Genomic DNA, 18,484 nt, shown 5'->3' on the forward strand with positions numbered 1-18,484 from the left:
TTGGAGGAGGACATCATGAAGAAACTTGGTTATGTGGTTGCGGCTCTCGGCGCGCTTGCGATTGTTGCACCGACGATGGCGAGTGCCGAGACGGTGGTGATCAAGGGCGGTCATCACGGCGCCTACGGCGCTCGCGCCGAAATGCGCGAGCATCACGACAATGGCTGGCATCGTCGCTGGCACCATCACGACCGTGTCGTGGTGATCAAGCACGGTCATCGCCATCACTGGGATTAATGCGCAACGCAATACGGAAATGGCCCCTCCCGGGGCCATTTCTTTGCGTTGGCAAAGCCTGCCGACGATACTAGTCCCACGCCGGCGCGAAGCCGGGATTGACGCAGCGCTTGTCCTTGGGCAGTGCCGCGATTTTCTTGCGGTCGGCATCGTCGAGCACGATCTTCAGCGCGTCCAGATTGGCCTGCTGGCTCTCTCGGCGTGACGCCTTCGGGATCGCGGCGACGCCGTCCTGGTCGAGCAGCCATTTCAACGCCACTTGGGCGGCGCTCGCGTTGTGCTTGGCGCCGATCTCGCCCAGCACCGGATCTGTGGCGACGCGGCCCTGCGCCAGCGGGCAATAGGCGACCAGCGGGATCGACTTGGCCGAGAGATAAGCCAGCACCTTCGATTGATCGAGCATCGCGTGATATTCGATCTGGTTGCAGGCGATCGGCGCCTTGATGTCCTCGACCACGGTCTTGAGCAGCGCCGTGGTGAAATTGGCAACGCCAATCGCCCGCGTGCGCCCCTCCGCCTTCAGCTTCATCAAGGTCTCGAACACCGCGCCCCAGTTCGCCGACTTCGACGGCCAGTGCACAAGATAGAGGTCGACATGGTCGAGCCTGAGCTTGTTCAGGCTCGTATCGAAGGCGCGGCGGATCGCGTCGGGGCTGAGGTTCTCGTGCCAGACCTTTGTCGTGACATGCAGCTCGCCACGCGGAACACCGGCGGCCGCGAGCGCGGCGCCGATGGCTTCCTCGTTGGCGTACATCTCGGCGGTGTCGATATGGCGATAGCCGATCGACAGCGCGCTCTCGACCGCGGCGCGGCAGGCATCGCCCTGCATGCGGAAAGTGCCGAGGCCGAGCTTGGGCATGCTGATGCCCTGTGTCTTCAAATTGTCCATTGAACAGGCTCCTGAGGTATTTCACCCCGCCGGATGCGCGCGGCGATGCCGCGTGAGCAGGCTCTTCGGTGATGGAAAAGAGGTGGCGGGAGAGGCCAGTATAGCGTGCTGGGCGCGTGGCGGCCAATCAAGATCGGGTTAGGTGCTTCCCCACCGTCATGCCCGGGCTCGTCCCGGGCATCCACGTTCTTGATGCCGAGCAGCGACGCGTGGATGGCCGGGTCAAGCCCGGCCATGACGGCGGAGAGTCGCGCACCCCTCAGGAATGCTGGGCGACCATGGCCGGACGGGCCTGCGGCTGCGGCACGATGTCGACCGACCAGAGATCGCGGTTGTCGACGTCCTTCAAGGTCACCGTCATCACGCCGGTCGCGCCGTCGATGTCGACGCGACCGAAGAACTGCAGGCTGAAACAGGGCGCGAGGTTTTCGCCCTGGGCTTCGCTACAGCCGTTCTGGTACATCGCGGCCGGGCCAAAAGTGTTGTCGAGCTCGCCAGGGCCCCAGGTGCCGGCATGCAGCGGGCCGGAGACGAACTCCCAGAACGGCTCGAAATCCTGGAACTGGGCTCTGTTGGGATCGTAGTAATGCGCGGCGGTGTAGTGCATGTCGGCGGTGAGCCAGACCACGTTGCGGACACCAGCGTGCTTGATGGACGCAAGCAGCTCCGCGATCTCATGCTCGCGCCGGTCGGGCGAACCGTTGCCGAGCGCGACGGCATCGAGGCTGATCAGGCCGATCGGCAGGTCGGCCGCGATCACCTTCCAGGTCGCGCGTGAGGCAGTGAGCTCCCGCTTCAGCCAGGCGAGCTGCTCGGCACCCAGAATCCAGCCGCGATGGTCACTGCCCTTGTTCCAGCTGTCGTCGCGATAGCTGCGCATGTCGATCATGAAGACGTCGAGCAGCGGCCCGTGGGCGATCTTGCGATAGACCCGTCCCTGACGCGCACCGATGTCGCGGATCGGCATGAAATCGAAGAAGGCGCGGCGAGCACGCGCGACCAGGCGCGGGGTGCCGTCGTCCTCATAGCCGGCCTCGTCGTAGCTGCCCCTCGGCGACCAGTCGTTGGTGACCTCGTGGTCATCCCACTGCGCCAGCATCGGCACCTGCGCGTGGAAGGCGCGAAAATTGTCGTCGAGGTGGTTGTATTTGTAGTTGCCGCGGAACTGCGCCAGCGTGTGCGCGACCTCCGCCTTTTCCTCGGTCACGAGATTGCGCCAGGTCTCGCCGTTCGGCAGCTTCTGTTCGGACGGGATGGTACAATCGGCATAGATGTGATCGCCGGAGTGGATGAAGAAGTCCGGGCGGTTGTCGAGCATGGTGCGATAGCTGCGGTAACCACCGCGCGCGATGTCGATGCCCCAGCCTTGGCCGGCGACGTCGCCGGACCACAGGAACGAGATCGACTGCTTCTCCGCCGGCGCGGTGCGGAAATGGCCGATGCGGCTTTCGCCGGCGAGGCCAGTCGCGATATCGTCGAACCGGACGCGATAGAAGATGTCCTGCCCGGGCGGCAGATCATTCAGCAGCAGCTTTGAGGTGAAGTCGGCATCCGGCGTGGCGTCGCTAGATGCCGACGCAATGATCGTCTTGAAGCTTTCGACGGTCGCGCATTCCACCTGCATCCGCGCCGGCCGGTCGGCGCGGGCCCAGATGACGGCAGAGCCGTCCGACACGTCGCCGGACTGGATGCCGCCCGCGATTTGCGGGCGATCGACAGCGCGACTGATGCGTGGTGTTGCGAGCGTGCCGAGCGACGCGATGGCGAGAGAGGACGTGGAGCGGACCAGGAACTGCCGCCGGGTCCATGCGCGCGAGGCGCGGAGCGTTGCCATTCAGGAGACCTTCGTCGAATCGTGACGGAAGGTGCCTGCGCTCCTTGACTCCCGGCTTACGGTTTCTTGACTCCGCGCCTACGGTTTTGCGACGCGGGGATGACGGCCTCAGATTGGACTAGCGCTGCCAGTTGCAGATGCCGCCGGTGCGGCACGGCCAGGTCTGGATACGGGTGTCTCTCGCCTGCGCGTCGAGCGGATTGCCGTGACGATGCGCGAGCTTGGTACGGGCCGCACCGCGCGGCTGCACGCTCTTCGTCTGCGCGACCTTTGGTTCCGACACATGCACGCGCTCGGCCGCGACCTTCTTCGGCACATCGACTGGTTGGGCCCGGGCCTGCGCCTCATTGCCGCCGCGTGCCTCTAACGCGACAGGCGCGAACTGCGTCTCGGGCCCAAGCCGCTTCGGCGACAGCACCGCCTTGGAGAGATCGAGTCCAAGATATTCGTTGGGCTTGTAGTCATCAGCGCGCGCAACACCGCCCCCTGCGAGCACGAGGGCAATTGCAACAGCAAAATGAACGCTCTTCAGGACCACGGACGCCTCCTGAAATGATGATTTAAGAGGTAATTTACCTCTATTTAGGAGGCGTCGCGCGCAATTCCAGCGGTCAATTGCCGCCGTGGTTAAGAAGTTTGACAGTGTCAGGCGACCTTTCTTGCCGTTCCCATATCCTCTAGGAACCCCATCAGGCGGCCGCGGATGATTTGTTCCGCCTCGCCCATGATGCGATCGACGAGTTCCTTGCAGGAGGGGATGTCGTGGATGAGCCCTGCGACCATGCCGCAGCTCCAGGCACCGGCATCCATCTGCCCGTCCAGCATGACCTTGGGATAGACGCCCGCAACCTGATCATGGATGTCGTCGATCGTGAGCTTGTCGCCCTTGGCGTGCTCGATCTCGAGCAGGCGATCGACATTGGCGTTCTTGAGCACGCGCTCGGTGTTGCGGAGCGCACGCATGATCAGGCGGGTGTCGAGTTCAGTCGCCGCGACCAGCGCGTTCTTGACGTTCTGATGTACCGGCGCTTCCTTGGTCGCGATGAAGCGCGTGCCCATGTTCATGCCGGCCGCGCCGAGCGACAGCGCGGCGACGAGGCTGCGCCCGTCAGCCATGCCCCCGGAGGCGACGAACGGAATCTTCAACTCCTCCGCCGCACGCGGCAGCAGGATCATGTTGGGAATGTCGTCCTCGCCGGGATGACCGCCGCACTCAAAGCCGTCGACGCTGACGGCGTCGCAGCCGATGCGCTCGGCCTTCAGCGAGTGACGGACCGAGGTGCATTTGTGGATCACCTTGATGCCGGCCGCCTTCAACGCCGGCATATAGGCTTCCGGGCTGCGGCCCGCGGTCTCGACGGACTTGACCCCGCCCTCGACGATGGCCGCGATGTATTCCGGGTAAGGCGGCGCCGCGAAGGTCGGCAGGAAGGTGAGGTTCACGCCGAACGGCTTGTCGGTCATGTCGCGGCAACGCGCGATCTCTTTCGCAAGCAGCTCCGGCGTCTTCTGCGTGAGGCCCGTGATGATACCGAGCCCGCCGGCATTGGAGACGGCGGCGGCCAACTCGGCAAAGCCGACGAAATGCATGCCGCCCTGGATGATCGGGTGCTCAATGCCGAACAGTTCGGTGATCGCGGTCTTCACTCAAGTACCTCCCGGAATTTTGCTTGATGTTTGGATCAGTCTAGCCGGACTTTTGCGCCGCGGTCACCATTTCTCTCCGAAGGGACGGATCTCCATCTCGAACGTCCAGGCGCTCTTTGGCTGCTGGTAGAGCTGCCAATAGGAGTCAGCCACCGCCGACGGCGGCATCAGCAGATCGGGATTATCGAGTGCATCGGGCCCGAGCGCCTCGAGCCGGCGCTGCCGCACCCACTCGGTATCGACGCCGGAATCGATGATGAGATGGGCGACATGAATATTCTTCGGGCCAAGCTCGCGCGCCATCGCCTGCGCCACCGCACGCAGTCCGAATTTTGCACTGGCGAACGCCGCAAAGCCGCTGCCGCCGCGCAAGGACGCGGTCGCGCCGGTGAAGAAGATCTTGCCGCCGCCGCGCGCCAGCATCAGCCGCGCTGCTTCACGGCCGGCGAGGAAGCCGGAATAGCAGGCCATCTCCCACACTTTTCGGAATACGCGCTCGGTGGTGTCGAGGATCGGGAAATTGACGTTGGCGCCGACGTTGAAAATGCAGACTTCCAGCGGCGCATGCTTGTCGGCGTCGTTGAGGAAGGAGATGACTTCCTCTTCCTTCCGCGCATCCAGCGAACGGGCGTGGATCTCCCCGCCCGCCGCTTCGATGTCCTTCACCAGCGGCGCCAGCTTGTCGCCGTTGCGACGGCCGGCGAAGATCGAAAAGCCTTCAGTGGCGAATTTCTTCGCAATCTCGGAGCCGATGAAATCGCCGGCCCCGATCACGGCCGCTGTCGCGTTTCGCTTGGGCAAGGTCGCCTCCTCCGGTTGAGACCAATATGATTGGGCAGGACGCTATAGTTCTAAAATAGAACTGTCAAATTTTGCGTCGGAATGCTAGGTATGGCTGCAAATTGCGCTGACCATTCAAGTCAGTTCCTTTTTCTGACTTACTCGACCAAGCCGGAGACGGATCATGAAGTGGGATACGCTGGACGAGGAGCCCTGCTCGCTCTCCCGCACGGTCGCCGTGGTCGGCGACCGCTGGACACTGCTGATCCTGCGCGAATGCTTCTTGCGCGTGCGCCGGTTCGAGGGATTTCAATCCTCGCTCCAGATCACGCGGCACCTGCTGTCGGAGCGGCTGAAGAAACTGGTCCGCTTCGGCATCCTGCGCCGCGTCCCCTATTCCGAGGCACCGAAGCGCTATGAATACATCCTGACGCAGAAGGGCCTCGACCTCTATCCGATCATCATGGCGATGGTGCATTGGGGCGACACCCACATGGGCGACGAACGCGGCCGCCCGCTGCTGCACGAGCACAAGACCTGCGGCAAGCAGTTCGACCCGGTGATGGTGTGCTCGGAATGCGGCGAGGCGCTGCATGCGAAACAGGTGCATGTGCATGCGGGGCCGGGGCGGAGGGAGGTGGCGGCGGGGTGAGCCCCAGTGCTGCCGGGCTAGATCAAGCCTACGCGAACGGAACACCATAATAAGCGTTGATGCCGCGCACCGTAGCGTCGTCACCCCAATTCCACTCGCTCTGCTCGCCATATTTCGGCGCGTCTTGCAGCTCCTTGGCCGTGATGCCCGTGACATAGCCGCCGAGCTCGGTGTCGTATTTCAGCGACTGCCAAGGCAACGGGTAGTGGTCGTTGCCGACGCCCAAGAATCCACCGAAGCCAAGCACGGCGTAAGACACTCTGCCGCTCGTCTTGTCGATCATCACGCGCTCGATCGAACCGATCTTGCTGCGATCGGCTCCATAGACCGACGTTCCCTCGACCTTGTCGCTGCCGATCAACCGACCCAGTTCGGCGCGATCCAGTTCGCCTTGATTCAACATCTCAATTCTCCGCTCGGCCAATGTCGAGGATCAACTTGATGCTGGGGTGATCGTTCCAGATGGCGTTGTGCGGCATCCTGCAGCGCAAGATCAAGAAAGAGCGCCGCACCGCGCTAGCAATCCCCGGTGATCTCAAGGAGGAAGCCTTCTGCAAGAAGCTGATCGAGCGGGCCGCGCAAGGCCTCGGCGGTCTCGACATCATCGTCAATAATGCGGCACGGCAGCAGACGCGCGCCTCGATCCTCGATCTCTCTTCGGAAGATTTCCACGCGACCATGAAGACCAACATCTATACGCCGTTCTGGATCATCAAGGCGGCGCGGCCGGCGGATCAGGAACCTTCGCTCGCTCCCGAGCTTTACGAAACTGTCATGGAGAACTTTCGTCGGCCGCGGACCAATGGCGCTCGTAACAGTCAAACCCACACGGATCGATACCGCGATCGCCGATCAGATCGCAGTTCGTACCAATTACGAGCTTGAGGATGCCGCGGAAGCGCTGACCTGGGGCGCAGACGAGCATGTGCTGCTCGCGCTGGCGGCGGCGGGCGGGCTCTATGTCCAGCTGCGCAAGCCGCAGCAGCGTCCTGTCGCAAATCATGTTTTGACCGTTTCACTGGTAACCGCCGTCCTGCCGCATATCCTCAAATCCGTATTCGACCAGACCAGGCCGGACCGGTTGACTGTTGTCGGCCATCGGCATGGCGTTCCCGTCTCAGGACGGGCTCGCGATGCCTTTCCGTCCGGTCATGCCGTCCACATGGGCGCGCTCGCGTCCGCAGCCGGTCTGCTGCCGCCGGCGCGGCGTCGCGCGGTGCGCGCGATTGCGGTCGCGCTCTCGCTGACGCGGATCGCGCTGCTCGCGCATTGGGCGAGCGACGTCGTTGCAGGCTTCGCGCTCGGCGCCGGTGTCGAGAGACTCTTGCGGCCGTGGACGCTGGCAAAACCGCGCCGCAAGTAGGCCGAGTCGCGCGATCAGCGAGCAACCACGACTTGGTCTGGTAAGCGCAGGAAATCATGCATCTCCGCCGCGACCTGCAGCTGCTCGATGCGCACGCTGACGGCGTCGCGCTGCTTGCCGTGTGGCAGGCTCGCAAGCTCATACTCGAGCCGCAGCCTTTGTGCCTCGATACGTTGTTCGAATGTGTGGGGCTCAGACCGTCTTCGCATCGTCCGTCCTTGGTGGTTGCAGGCCCGGGCTGTTGGCCCAACGCTCGACTTCTTCGATGATCTTCCGATGGCTCGGGCGCACTGGTTCTGGCGCTACGAACTCTTCGGAAAGCTTGCGGGGCAATCTGACTTCGTCCCTCATGACCTCGTCTCCCTCCCCAGTAAAACGCGCTTACGCGAAAGTAGTTTCACTATAACTTATTGATTTTGCTTGGTAATATTACTCAATTGATGATTCTTCCGACTCCGGCGGAACTCTTGTCAAATTGGTTCATTGAGCAAACTACTCACCTTGCTCAATTTACGGATTGACCATGAACGATCTTCGCGCCGAGCGGCTTCAAGTCATGCTCTCGCCTGAGGAACTGGCCGCACTTGATGATTTCCGATTCAAGCATCGCATGCCGACACGCGCGGCCTCCGTGCGCGAGCTGCTCAAGCTCGGGCTTGCCACAGCGGGGGTCGATGCGGTGCCCGGCGTCAAATCAAGCGATTTTGGCGTGTTCCGCCGCGGACGCGACGGACACACTCAGGCAGATCCTGAGGGCGGCGCCGAGGAATGAATCAAACGGCCCCGGCACAGGGGTGCCAGGGCCGTCCTTGGAGATTGCTTCCGGAGCACCGGGGGCATGACACCCGAAAGCAACTCATCGACGCTTCGCGCGGGGATTCGTTCCTCGCGGGACGCCTTCTAATGTTTGAGCACGATCTCTTCGGAAAACCGCTTCGCACTTTGCGTTAACGCGGCCCTTCAGTCCGGATCATGCTCTAGCCGCTCGGCGCGTCGCCGGAATCATCCGGCGTCATGCCGGAGCCCGGCGTCTTGCTGTCGTCGTTCAGCTTGGGATCGCGCGTCGCCTCACGCGACGGCGAGCCTTTTTCATTTTCATTTGTCTTATGCACGGTCTGCGCGCGCTGCTTGTCGCGCGGCTGGTCCTCAGCCTTGTTGTCCTTGACGATACCGTGGTCAGAATGCGCCATGATGTCCTCTCGCCTCTGCTGATGCTTCGAAGCGCTTACGCGCCGGGACGTCGAATGTTCCGGCGCGTGCGAGAGGGCGGCAACACTAGCTGTGCACAGCATGCACTGCGGCCGATGCATTCTCCTGATGCACCTGCCGGACCGTGGTCACCGTCGCGAACGCGACCGAGACGCCGAAGGCGAGAATGAGTGAGAGAAGAGCCAGACGTGGAGCCATCATAAAACCTCCTCCTGGAATCAAAAAATCAAGCGATCGACCATGCCCAGATGATTGTTGATTGGTCGCGCTCATTCCGTGCGCGGTCTCACACGCGGATTCACGAAAACGAGAGCGATCACGCAGCCACCCTGTGGCGGATGCGGACCCTCACGGGCGGGATTTCGCCGTCAAGCCAGTCCTGCTCGTTCGCCAAGGCGGTCCAGGCATCCGCCATACGCGAATAGCGATTATGGGTGGGCTGCCCTTCCGCGCGCTCGGCGAGTTGCAGGCAGTTGTCGGCGTTGTCCCTGAAGATATCAGACTGTTTCATGGATAAAACGTGGGCATGGAGCAGGCGTTCCGCAACCGCCCTTACGGGATCGTAACGTTGAGCGGAACTTCGCACGCTACCGGTCATTGGCTATTCATGCGAATTCTTGTCGCGATAATCCTGGTCTTCATCAGCTCCGCGGCGCTCGCCGACAGCACCGCTGAGCAAATGCGGGGTGATCACACGCCGACTGCAACCGATGTCATCGGCGGCCTCTACGCATTCGGCCGCTTCCAGCAGGGCCTGTTGGAGAGCACCGACCTGAAGGGCAATACGGAGGTCAAGAACCTCGCCGCCCTGCGCGCCGAGGAGGCGGCCAAGCGCGACAAGGCGCTGAAGGAGATCCAGGACACGATCGGCGCCGAGCCGCGCGTCAGCAAATCAGCGTCTGCTGGCGCCAGCCTTGCCGAGCCTGAAAGCGCGGATGGGCCAACTTACGTCAGACGTTTCTACGCAGCCCAAATCCCCGAATACGAGGCCGCTATCGGCTTGATCGAGCGCTATCTGCGCGCGCCTGACGACGCCGCACTCGGCGTCTTCGCGCGCGAGCAACTGCCGATCCTGCGCGCGCAGTTGAATGATGCCGAGCGCACCATGGCAGACAAGTAGCAGCCCTCATCATTGATGAACCGGCTGGCGCCACGGCCACATGGCGCAGTTGACGCCCCTTCCCGCCGGCCTGCAGCCGGACCATTCTCGCAAGGCTCCAGAAATCAGCTCCAATTTCTTTGGAACCGAATGGAACCGATTGCATCTTTCGCTGTTAAAGAGCCGGGCTGAGCAAAGCAGGTTCCATTTTCGCGTGCCGCAACCTTGGCGCTTGATTTCGAATTTGGCTGACGCTCTTGTTGAGTCATCGCGTCGTGCCTGGGATTCGGCCGACGCCTGCGGGGAAATCATATGAGCGACCTCGATTCCGGAACTGCATCACGCTCCGGTCGTCGCGTCCCAAAGCCAAAAACCAACGGTATGTCGGAGCCGGATTCCCGGCCGGAATTGCTGCTCGCGCTTCAGGCCATGCGCAGCGGCGATTTCTCCGTTCGGATGAGCGGCGACTATCTCGGCATCGACGGCAAGATTGCCGACACTTTCAATGAAATCATCGCCGCCAACCAGCGCATGGCGCAGCAGCTCGAGCTGGTCGGCCAGGTGGTCGGGCGCGAAGGCAAGACGCGGCAGCGCGTGAAGTTCGGTCTTGCCTCCGGCTCCTGGGCCGACATGGAAGGCTCCGTCAACACGTTGATCGACGATCTGTTATGGCCGACGCGCGAAGTGACGCGCGCGGTCGCAGCCGTTGCGCAAGGCGACCTGATCCAGACCGTCAAACTCGACGTCGAGGGCCGCCCGCTCCGCGGCGAATTTTTGCAATCGGCGACCATCGTCAACACGATGATCAAGCAGCTCGGCGTCTTCACCTCCGAGGTGACGCGCGTGGCGCGCGAGGTTGGCACCGAGGGCAAGCTCGGCGGCCAGGCCCAGGTGCCGGAAGTGACCGGCGTCTGGAAGGACCTGACCGAGAGCGTCAACTCGATGGCGAACAATTTGACCAACCAGGTTCGCAACATCGCCGAGGTGACGATCGCGGTCGCCAACGGCGACTTGTCCAAGAAGATCACCGTCGACGTCCGCGGCGAGATCCTTCAGCTCAAGGAAGCCATCAACACGATGGTGGACCAGCTCCGGTCCTTTGCCTCCGAAGTGACGCGCGTGGCGCGCGAGGTCGGCACCGACGGAAAGCTCGGCGGCCAGGCGATCGTGCCGGGCGTCGCCGGCACCTGGAAGGATCTCACCGACTCCGTCAACGCGATGTGCGGCAACCTCACCGCACAGGTGCGCAACATCGCCAACGTCACCACCGCCGTGGCGCGCGGCGACTTGTCCCGCAAGATCACCGTGGACGTGCGCGGCGAAATATTGGAGCTGAAGGACACCATCAATACGATGGTGGACCAGCTCAACTCCTTTGCCTCCGAAGTGACGCGCGTGGCGCGCGAGGTCGGCACCGAAGGCAAGCTCGGCGGCCAGGCGCAGGTGCCGGGCGTCGCCGGCACCTGGAAGGACCTCACCGACAACGTCAACTTCATGGCCTCGAACCTGACCGCGCAGGTCCGCAACATCGCCGACGTTGCCACCGCAATCGCCGGCGGCGACCTGTCGAAGAAGATCACGGTGAACGTCTCGGGCGAAATCCTTCAGCTGAAGGAAACGCTCAACACCTGCGTGGACCAGCTCAATGCCTTTGCCGGCGAAGTCACGCGCGTCGCGCGTGAGGTTGGCACCGAGGGACGGCTCGGCGGCCAGGCCAACGTGCTCGGCGTCGCCGGCACGTGGAAGGACTTGACGGAGAGCGTCAACTCGATGGCGTCGAACCTGACGGCGCAGGTCCGCAACATCGCCGAGGTGACCACGGCGGTCGCCGGCGGCGACTTGTCGAAGAAGATCACGGTGGACGTGCGCGGCGAGATTCTGGAGCTGAAGGACACCATCAACACCATGGTGGACCAGCTCAACGCTTTCGCCGGCGAAGTCACGCGCGTCGCGCGCGAGGTCGGCACCGAAGGCAAGCTCGGCGGCCAGGCTCAGGTGCGCGGCGTCGCCGGCACATGGAAGGACTTGACCGACTCCGTGAACTCGATGGCGTCGAACCTGACCGGCCAGGTGCGTAACATCGCAGAAGTCGCAACCGCCGTCGCCAAGGGCGATTTGTCGAAGAAGATCACGGTGAACGTCTCGGGCGAAATCCTTCAGTTGAAGGAGACGCTCAACACCATGGTGGACCAGCTCAACGCTTTCGCCGGCGAAGTCACGCGCGTCGCGCGCGAGGTCGGCACCGAGGGCAAGCTCGGCGGTCAGGCCCAGGTGACGGGCGTCGCCGGCACCTGGAAGGACCTCACCGACAACGTGAACTCGATGGCGGGCAACCTCACCGCCCAGGTCCGCAATATTGCCGAGGTCGCAACTGCGATTGCCGGCGGCGACCTGTCGCGCAAGATCACCGTGGACGTGCGCGGCGAAATCCTTCAGCTGAAGGACACCCTGAACACGATGGTCGACCAGCTCAACCGCTTCGCGGGCGAAGTCACGCGCGTCGCGCGCGAGGTCGGCACCGAAGGCCGCCTCGGCGGTCAGGCCAACGTGCCCGGCGTCGCCGGCACCTGGAAGGACTTGACCGACTCCGTCAACTCGATGGCGGGCAACCTCACCGCCCAGGTCCGCAACATCGCCGAAGTGACCACCGCCGTGGCGCGCGGCGACCTCTCCCGCAAGATCACCGTGGACGTGAAGGGCGAAATTCTCGAGCTGAAGAACACCATCAACACCATGGTGGACCAGCTCAATGGCTTTGCCGGCGAAGTGACGCGCGTCGCGCGCGAAGTCGGCACCGAAGGCAAGCTCGGCGGCCAAGCTGAGGTTCCCGGTGTCGCCGGCACCTGGAAGGATCTCACCGACAACGTCAACTTCATGGCCTCGAACCTGACCGCGCAGGTCCGCAACATCGCCGAAGTCGCGACCGCGATCGCCGGCGGCGACCTGTCTAAGAAGATCACGGTGGACGTGCGCGGCGAGATCCTGCTGCTCAAGGACACCCTGAACACCATGGTCGAGCAGCTCCGCTCCTTCGCCGCCGAAGTGACGCGGGTGGCGCGCGAAGTCGGCACCGAAGGCCGGCTCGGCGGTCAGGCCGTCGTGCCCGGCGTCGGTGGCACCTGGAAGGACCTCACCGACAACGTCAATTTGCTCGCGGCGAACTTGACCACGCAGGTCCGCAACATCGCCGAAGTCACCACGGCCGTGGCGCGCGGCGACTTGTCCCGCAAGATCACTGTGGACGTAAAGGGCGAAATTCTCGAGCTGAAGAACACCATCAACACCATGGTGGACCAGCTCAACGCCTTTGCCGGCGAAGTCACCCGCGTCGCCCGCGAAGTCGGCACCGAAGGCGAGCTTGGCGGCCAGGCCCAGGTACCCGGCGTCGCCGGCACCTGGAAGGATCTCACTGACACCGTCAACTTCATGGCGGCGAACCTGACTGAGCAGGTCCGCGGCATCGTCAAGGTCGTGACCGCTGTTGCGAACGGTGATTTGAAACAAAATCTCACCGTGAAATCGAAGGGCGAGGTCGCTGCGCTCGCCGACACCATCAACAACATGACCGAGACGCTCGCGACCTTCGCTGACCAGGTGACGTCGGTGGCGCGCGAGGTCGGCGTCGAGGGACGGCTCGGCGGCCAGGCCGACGTGCCCGGTGCCGCCGGCACCTGGAAGGACCTCACCGGCAACGTGAACCTCTTGGCGGCCAACCTCACTTCGCAGGTACGCGCGATTGCGGAAGTCGCGACCGCGGTGACCAAGGGCGATTTGACGCGGTCGATTCAGGTCGACGCCCGCGGCGAGGTCGCGGAGCTGAAGGACAACATCAACACGATGATCACGAATCTCCGTCTGACGACGGACGTGAACACCGAGCAGGACTGGCTGAAGACCAACCTCGCCAAATTCACCAACATGCTCCAGGGCCAGCGCGATCTCACCACGGTCGGCCGGCTGCTGCTGACCGAGCTCTCGCCGCTGGTGAACGCGCATACCGGCGTGATCTACCAGGTCGAGAACGAGGACAATCCACAACTCCTGCTGCTCGCCTCCTATGCCGGCGACGGCATCTACCCCTATCAGCGCGTGCTTCCGTTCGGCGACGGCCTGATCGGGCAGTGCGCACTCGACCGGCGTCCGCGCGTGGTTGCCGACATTCCCTCCGACGTCGTGCCGATCAACTCGGCGTTGCTGCGCGTCGCGCCGAAGAACCTCGTGGTGCTGCCGGTGCTGTTCGAGGGCCAGGTCAAGGCGGTGATCGAGCTTGCCTCGCTCACCTCCTTCACGACCTCGCAGATGACGTTCCTCGAGCAGCTGACAGACTCCATCGGCATCGTGCTCAACTCGATCGAGGCGACGATGCAGACCGAAGGCCTGCTCAAGCAGTCGCAGCAGCTCGCAGGCGAGCTCCAGACCCAACAGCGCGAATTGCAGCAGACCAACGACCAACTCGAACAGAAGGCGCAGCAGCTCGCCGAGCGTAACGTCGAAGTCGAGCGCAAGAACCAGGAGATCGAGCAGGCCCGCCGCGCGCTGGAGGAAAAGGCGACCGAGCTCGCGCTGACCTCGAAGTACAAGTCCGAGTTCCTGGCCAATATGAGCCACGAGCTGCGGACCCCGCTGAACTCGATCCTGATCCTCGGCCAGCAGCTCACCGACAACCCGGACGGCAACCTCACGGGCAAGCAGGTCGAATTCGCCCGCACCATCCACGGCGCCGGCACCGACCTGCTCAACCTCATCAGCGACATTCTCGATCTGTCCAAGATCGAGTCCGGCACTGTGACCGTCGACGCCGAAGAAATCCTGACCGCGAACCTGCTCGAGACGGTCGGGCGGCCGTTCCGGCACGAGGCCGAGAACCGCAATTTGTCATTCAAGATCGAGGTCGATCCGAACCTCGCACGCAGCATCGTCACCGACTCCAAGCGCCTGCAACAGGTCCTGAAGAACCTGCTGTCCAACGCCTTCAAGTTCACCGGCGAAGGCGAAGTGCGGCTGAAGGTCGCCGGCGCACTCGGTGGCTGGGGCACGGATCACCCGGTGCTGAACGCCGCGCCGGCCGTGATCGCCTTCGAAGTATCGGACACCGGCATCGGCATTCCCCTGGAGAAGCAGAAGCTGATCTTCGAAGCGTTCCAGCAGGCGGATGCCGGCACCAGCCGCAAATATGGCGGCACCGGCCTTGGCCTTGCGATCAGCCGCGAGCTTGCAGGCCTGCTCGGCGGCGAGATCCATCTGCGCAGCGCGCCCGGCAAGGGTTCGTCCTTCACACTCTATTTGCCGCTGAAATATTCCGGCCCGACGCTCGCCCCGCGCGTTGCGCCTTCGTCGCAACAATACAACCAACCGCCGGCACTCCAGCCGGTGATGACCGCGCCCGAGCGCGTCATCGAGCAGCTTCCCGACGACCGCCTCAATCTCGAGCCCGGCGACAGCATCCTGCTGATCGTCGAGGACGACCCCCATTATGCGCGCATTTTGGTCGACCTCGCACGCGACAAGGGTTTCAAGGTCCTGGTCGCAGCGCGCGGCGCGGAGGCGCTCGAGCTTGCCAAGCAATACCAGCCGAGAGCGGTTTCGCTCGACGTGTTCCTGCCGGACATGCTGGGCTGGACGGTGCTGAGCCAGCTCAAGCACAATCCGCTGACGCGCCACATTCCCGTGCAGATCATCACGCTCGACGAGGACCGGCAGCATGCGCTGGCCCGCGGGGCCTTCGCCTTCGTCAACAAACCGACGACGACGGAAGGCGTTTCGGCCGCGCTGACGCAGATCCAGGAATATGCGCGGCCGCGGCGCAAGCGGCTCCTGATCGTCGAGGACAACGAGGCCGAACGGCTCTCGATCCACGAGCTGCTGCATCATGACGACATCGAGATCGTGACGACCGATACCGGCGCCGGCGCGCTCTCGACTCTACGCCATTCCCCCTGCGATTGCGTCGTGCTCGACCTGCGGCTGCCCGACATGAGCGGCTTCGAGGTGCTGGATCAGATCCGCCACGACGAGGCGCTGTCGAACATTCCCGTCGTGGTGTTCACCGGCCGCGAGCTCTCGGCCGAGGAGGATGCGGAACTCCACACCATGGCGCGCAGCATCGTGGTCAAGGGCGTGGAGTCGCCCGAGCGCCTGCTCGACGAGACCGCGCTGTTCCTGCACCGCGTGATCACGGAACTCCCGGTCGAGAAGCAGCGCATGCTGGAGAAGCTGAACAGTTCCGACGAGGACCTGATCGGCAAGACCGCGCTGCTCGTCGACGACGACGCTCGCAACATCTTCGCGCTGTCGAGCGTGCTGGAGCGGCGCGGCATGAAGGTGCTGACCGCGACCACCGGCCGCGAAGCGGTGACGCTGGTCGAATCCAACCCGGAAATCGCTATCGTGCTGATGGACATCATGATGCCGCAGATGGATGGGTATCAGACCATCGGCGTAATCCGGGAGAACCCGGCCTTCTTGCGCCTGCCGATCATCGCGCTGACAGCGAAAGCGATGAAGGGTGACCGCGAGAAGTGCCTCGAGGCAGGTGCGTCCGACTATCTCGCCAAACCCGTCAATACCGATCAATTGCTGCTTGCGATCCGCATGTGGCTGCACCGCTGAGTGGGGTCCGATTAAATGGACCATAAAAAGGTCAACATCCTCCTCGTCGACGACCAGCCGGCCAAGCTGCTCGCCTACGAGGTGATCCTGAAGGAACTCGGCGAGAACCTCGTGATCGCCTCCTCCGGCCGCGAGGCGCTGGAGGTGCTGCTGAAGACCGAGATCGCGGTGATCCTGGTCGACGTCTGCATGCCCGAGCTCGATGGATTTGAGCTCGCCGCAATGATCCGGGAGCATCCGCGCTTCCAGAAGACCGCGATGATCTTTATCTCGGCGATCCAGGTCTCCGACATCGACCGGTTGCGCGGTTACGAAATGGGCGCGGTCGACTACGTGCCCGTCCCGGTCGTGCCGGAGGTGCTGCGCGCCAAGATCAAGGTGTTTGCCGAGCTCTACCGCAAGACGCGAGAGCTCGAACGGCTGAACCGGGAGCTCGAGGACCGCGTCCGCGCGCGCACGGCTGAGCTGGAGAACTCCACGGCAAAGCTGCGCGAGAGCGAAGGGCGCCGCAGCATGGCGATCGCGGCCGGCAAGATGGGATCCTGGGACTGGGACTGGGTCAACGGCGACTGGATGTGGGACGAAGGCCAGTACCGCATCTTCGGCGTGACGCCGGAGACCTTCAGCGTCTCCTTGGTGAACATTCAGGCCTTGCTTCACCCTGACGATGTCGACCAATTCCGTCAGGCCATCGCCGCGTTCAATACGGGCGCGCGCGCCTATGAGGGGGAATTCCGCGTCGGCCGCCCTGATGGCGAGGTGCGCTGGTGTGTCGGCACGGCGGCGGCGACGGTGGACGAGAGTGGCCGCGTGGTGCGGGTGAGCGGCGTCACCGTCGACATCACCGAGCGCAAGCGCGCCGAGGAGCGGCAGAATCTTTTGGCGCGCGAAGTCGATCATCGCGCCAAGAACGCGTTGGCGTTGGCGCAGTCCATCGTGCGCCTGACTCGCGCCGACGGAGTCAAGGCCTATGTCAACGCGGTCGAGGGCCGCATCAATGCGCTCGCGCGCGTGCACACCATCCTGTCGCTGTCGAGCTGGCAAGGCGCCGAGCTCTCCAAGCTGATCGAGGAGGAGCTTGCACCCTATTCGCTGGGCGGGCAGATCAAGCTTGCGGGGCCCGAGGTGCAGCTGCTGCCGACCACCGCGCAGACGCTGGCGCTGGCGCTGCACGAGCTCTTCACCAATTCGGCAAAATATGGCGCGCTCTCGACGCGATCGGGGCGGCTCGCGATCGGCTGGCGGGCCGAGAACGAACTTCTCACGTTGACCTGGGAGGAATCCGGCGGGCCGCTGGTCCGAACGCCGAAATCGCGCGGCTTCGGGACAAGGAGCCTTTTGGCGAGTGTCGAATCCCAGCTCGGTGGACAAGCGCAATTCGATTGGCGAGCCGAGGGCCTGTTGTGCCGGCTGGAGGTGCCGCTGACGCTAAAGACTGGGGCCGCATCGGCAGCACAGGACAAGTTCGACGCCAACACCTTGCTCGAGCTGCAGCGTGCGTTAGGCTAACGCGACGCAGCTATTTTCAATCGCGGCATCGACCGAGATTCATCGGCGAGGCGCCCTTCGAGCCAGGCTTCCGTTTGTGCGAGATCACGCAACGCCGTCGCGTAGCGGCGGGCCGCGCTGCGCTCCGTACCGCGCGGCAGGCTGCGCGCCTTGCGCAACATGTCGGCCGCGGCGTTGCGGTACGCCAGCGAGCGATAGAGAAAGACCACCTTACCCATCTCGAATGTTCCCGTGTTGATGGCGCTCATCCTCGCAAGGCGGGCATGAACGCCGGATGAAGCGGCCAATGACAATTCCTTCATGCGGGATGGAACCCGCGATCACCCCGCGCGTTTGTATGCCAGATCGAGCGGCAGTTCCATGCGCGCAAAAAAGTCGCCGAAAAAATCGCCAGGCCTGATCTCTCCCGCGGGAGTCATCAAGCTGATGACGCATGCGCTGATGGGCGCCGCGCTTGGTCTAGCTCTCACACTGGCTCTGGTCTTGGCTAATCCTGCGGTCGCAGAATTGCTGAACCATGGCGGAAGCGCGGCCGTCTTCGTCTTTGTCGCCACGCTGGTGACGACGTTTGCAATCGGTGCAGCACTGACGGGTGTCGTGTTCATCCTCAATGAGGACAAGGAGTCTTGAAGCGTGCGTGACGTGCGTGCGACGCT

At 63.4% G+C, this 18,484-nt stretch carries 19 protein-coding genes and 1 pseudogene; 9 read left to right on the forward strand and 11 right to left on the reverse strand.

The window, feature by feature from the left end; genetic code table 11:
• The first annotated feature begins 15 nt into the window (after positions 1-15).
• Positions 16-237, forward strand: coding sequence for a hypothetical protein (locus ACPPVR_RS32725; protein WP_426610648.1), 222 nt, complete (start codon positions 16-18; stop codon positions 235-237).
• A gap of 70 nt (positions 238-307) precedes the next feature.
• Here ACPPVR_RS32725 and ACPPVR_RS32730 read toward each other — a convergent pair whose 3' ends face one another.
• From ACPPVR_RS32730 to ACPPVR_RS32750, 5 genes are all read right to left on the reverse strand, one after another.
• The gene (locus ACPPVR_RS32730) at positions 308-1,126 is read right to left on the reverse strand and encodes an aldo/keto reductase (protein ID WP_426610649.1); all 819 of its coding nucleotides are present in this window, start codon (positions 1,124-1,126) and stop codon (positions 308-310) included.
• Between the two features lie 259 nt (positions 1,127-1,385).
• Entirely contained in the window at positions 1,386-2,960 is a 1,575-nt protein-coding gene (locus ACPPVR_RS32735; RefSeq protein ID WP_426610650.1) for an alkaline phosphatase D family protein, read from the reverse strand.
• Between the two features lie 118 nt (positions 2,961-3,078).
• Positions 3,079-3,498: a hypothetical protein gene (locus ACPPVR_RS32740; RefSeq protein ID WP_426610651.1), complete on the reverse strand. Its 420-nt coding sequence runs from the start codon at positions 3,496-3,498 to the stop codon at positions 3,079-3,081.
• Between the two features lie 107 nt (positions 3,499-3,605).
• Complete coding sequence (locus ACPPVR_RS32745; protein ID WP_426610652.1) at positions 3,606-4,607, reverse strand: NAD(P)H-dependent flavin oxidoreductase; 1,002 nt, start codon at positions 4,605-4,607, stop codon at positions 3,606-3,608.
• Positions 4,608-4,670: 63 nt separating this feature from the next.
• Positions 4,671-5,408: an SDR family oxidoreductase gene (locus ACPPVR_RS32750; RefSeq protein WP_426610653.1), complete on the reverse strand. Its 738-nt coding sequence runs from the start codon at positions 5,406-5,408 to the stop codon at positions 4,671-4,673.
• 163 nt (positions 5,409-5,571) lie between these two features.
• Here ACPPVR_RS32750 and ACPPVR_RS32755 point away from each other — a divergent pair, with 163 nt between their 5' ends.
• Positions 5,572-6,039: a winged helix-turn-helix transcriptional regulator gene (locus tag ACPPVR_RS32755; protein WP_426610654.1), complete on the forward strand. Its 468-nt coding sequence runs from the start codon at positions 5,572-5,574 to the stop codon at positions 6,037-6,039.
• 28 nt (positions 6,040-6,067) lie between these two features.
• Here ACPPVR_RS32755 and ACPPVR_RS32760 read toward each other — a convergent pair whose 3' ends face one another.
• Complete coding sequence (locus ACPPVR_RS32760) at positions 6,068-6,442, reverse strand: PRC-barrel domain-containing protein (protein ID WP_426610655.1); 375 nt, start codon at positions 6,440-6,442, stop codon at positions 6,068-6,070.
• 89 nt (positions 6,443-6,531) lie between these two features.
• Between ACPPVR_RS32760 and ACPPVR_RS32765 the strand changes: the two are divergent.
• A pseudogene (locus ACPPVR_RS32765) lies at positions 6,532-6,807 on the forward strand (SDR family NAD(P)-dependent oxidoreductase); the annotation flags it as partial.
• Between the two features lie 34 nt (positions 6,808-6,841).
• Positions 6,842-7,402 carry a phosphatase PAP2 family protein gene (locus tag ACPPVR_RS32770; RefSeq protein ID WP_426610656.1) on the forward strand — a complete coding sequence of 187 codons (561 nt, stop codon included), beginning with the start codon at positions 6,842-6,844 and terminating at the stop codon, positions 7,400-7,402.
• Positions 7,403-7,416: 14 nt separating this feature from the next.
• Here ACPPVR_RS32770 and ACPPVR_RS32775 read toward each other — a convergent pair whose 3' ends face one another.
• Complete coding sequence (locus ACPPVR_RS32775) at positions 7,417-7,611, reverse strand: hypothetical protein (RefSeq protein ID WP_426610657.1); 195 nt, start codon at positions 7,609-7,611, stop codon at positions 7,417-7,419.
• Positions 7,612-7,925: 314 nt separating this feature from the next.
• Between ACPPVR_RS32775 and ACPPVR_RS32780 the strand changes: the two genes are divergently transcribed.
• The gene (locus tag ACPPVR_RS32780) at positions 7,926-8,174 is read left to right on the forward strand and encodes a hypothetical protein (RefSeq protein WP_426610658.1); all 249 of its coding nucleotides are present in this window, start codon (positions 7,926-7,928) and stop codon (positions 8,172-8,174) included.
• Between the two features lie 205 nt (positions 8,175-8,379).
• Here ACPPVR_RS32780 and ACPPVR_RS32785 read toward each other — a convergent pair whose 3' ends face one another.
• From ACPPVR_RS32785 to ACPPVR_RS32795, 3 genes are all read right to left on the reverse strand, one after another.
• Positions 8,380-8,592 carry a hypothetical protein gene (locus ACPPVR_RS32785; protein WP_426610659.1) on the reverse strand — a complete coding sequence of 71 codons (213 nt, stop codon included), beginning with the start codon at positions 8,590-8,592 and terminating at the stop codon, positions 8,380-8,382.
• Positions 8,593-8,677: 85 nt separating this feature from the next.
• Positions 8,678-8,809 (reverse strand): hypothetical protein, encoded by a 132-nt coding sequence (locus tag ACPPVR_RS32790; protein ID WP_354225280.1) that lies wholly within the window; start codon positions 8,807-8,809, stop codon positions 8,678-8,680.
• Between the two features lie 118 nt (positions 8,810-8,927).
• The gene (locus ACPPVR_RS32795) at positions 8,928-9,122 is read right to left on the reverse strand and encodes a hypothetical protein (RefSeq protein WP_426610660.1); all 195 of its coding nucleotides are present in this window, start codon (positions 9,120-9,122) and stop codon (positions 8,928-8,930) included.
• Positions 9,123-9,218: 96 nt separating this feature from the next.
• On the opposite strand from ACPPVR_RS32795, the gene ACPPVR_RS32800 reads away from it, so the two are divergent.
• The 3 genes from ACPPVR_RS32800 to ACPPVR_RS32810 all read left to right on the forward strand — a co-directional run bounded on the left by ACPPVR_RS32800 (position 9,219) and on the right by ACPPVR_RS32810 (position 17,828).
• Positions 9,219-9,731 (forward strand): DUF4142 domain-containing protein, encoded by a 513-nt coding sequence (locus tag ACPPVR_RS32800; protein ID WP_426610661.1) that lies wholly within the window; start codon positions 9,219-9,221, stop codon positions 9,729-9,731.
• Positions 9,732-10,022: 291 nt separating this feature from the next.
• Entirely contained in the window at positions 10,023-16,319 is a 6,297-nt protein-coding gene (locus tag ACPPVR_RS32805; RefSeq protein ID WP_426610662.1) for a HAMP domain-containing protein, read from the forward strand.
• 15 nt (positions 16,320-16,334) lie between these two features.
• Positions 16,335-17,828, forward strand: a complete 1,494-nt coding sequence (locus ACPPVR_RS32810) for an HWE histidine kinase domain-containing protein (protein ID WP_426610663.1) — start codon at positions 16,335-16,337, stop codon at positions 17,826-17,828.
• Here ACPPVR_RS32810 and ACPPVR_RS32815 read toward each other — a convergent pair.
• Positions 17,825-18,130 (reverse strand): hypothetical protein, encoded by a 306-nt coding sequence (locus ACPPVR_RS32815; RefSeq protein ID WP_426610664.1) that lies wholly within the window; start codon positions 18,128-18,130, stop codon positions 17,825-17,827. The two genes, ACPPVR_RS32810 and ACPPVR_RS32815, sit on opposite strands and share 4 nt — an antisense overlap.
• On the opposite strand from ACPPVR_RS32815, the gene ACPPVR_RS32820 reads away from it, so the two are divergent.
• Positions 18,129-18,458 carry a hypothetical protein gene (locus ACPPVR_RS32820; protein ID WP_426610665.1) on the forward strand — a complete coding sequence of 110 codons (330 nt, stop codon included), beginning with the start codon at positions 18,129-18,131 and terminating at the stop codon, positions 18,456-18,458. The genes ACPPVR_RS32815 and ACPPVR_RS32820 overlap by 2 nt on opposite strands.
• The last annotated feature ends 26 nt before the right edge of the window (positions 18,459-18,484 follow it).

The sequence above is a fragment of the Bradyrhizobium sp. McL0616 genome, assembly GCF_049993385.1.
Lineage (GTDB): Bacteria > Pseudomonadota > Alphaproteobacteria > Rhizobiales > Xanthobacteraceae > Bradyrhizobium.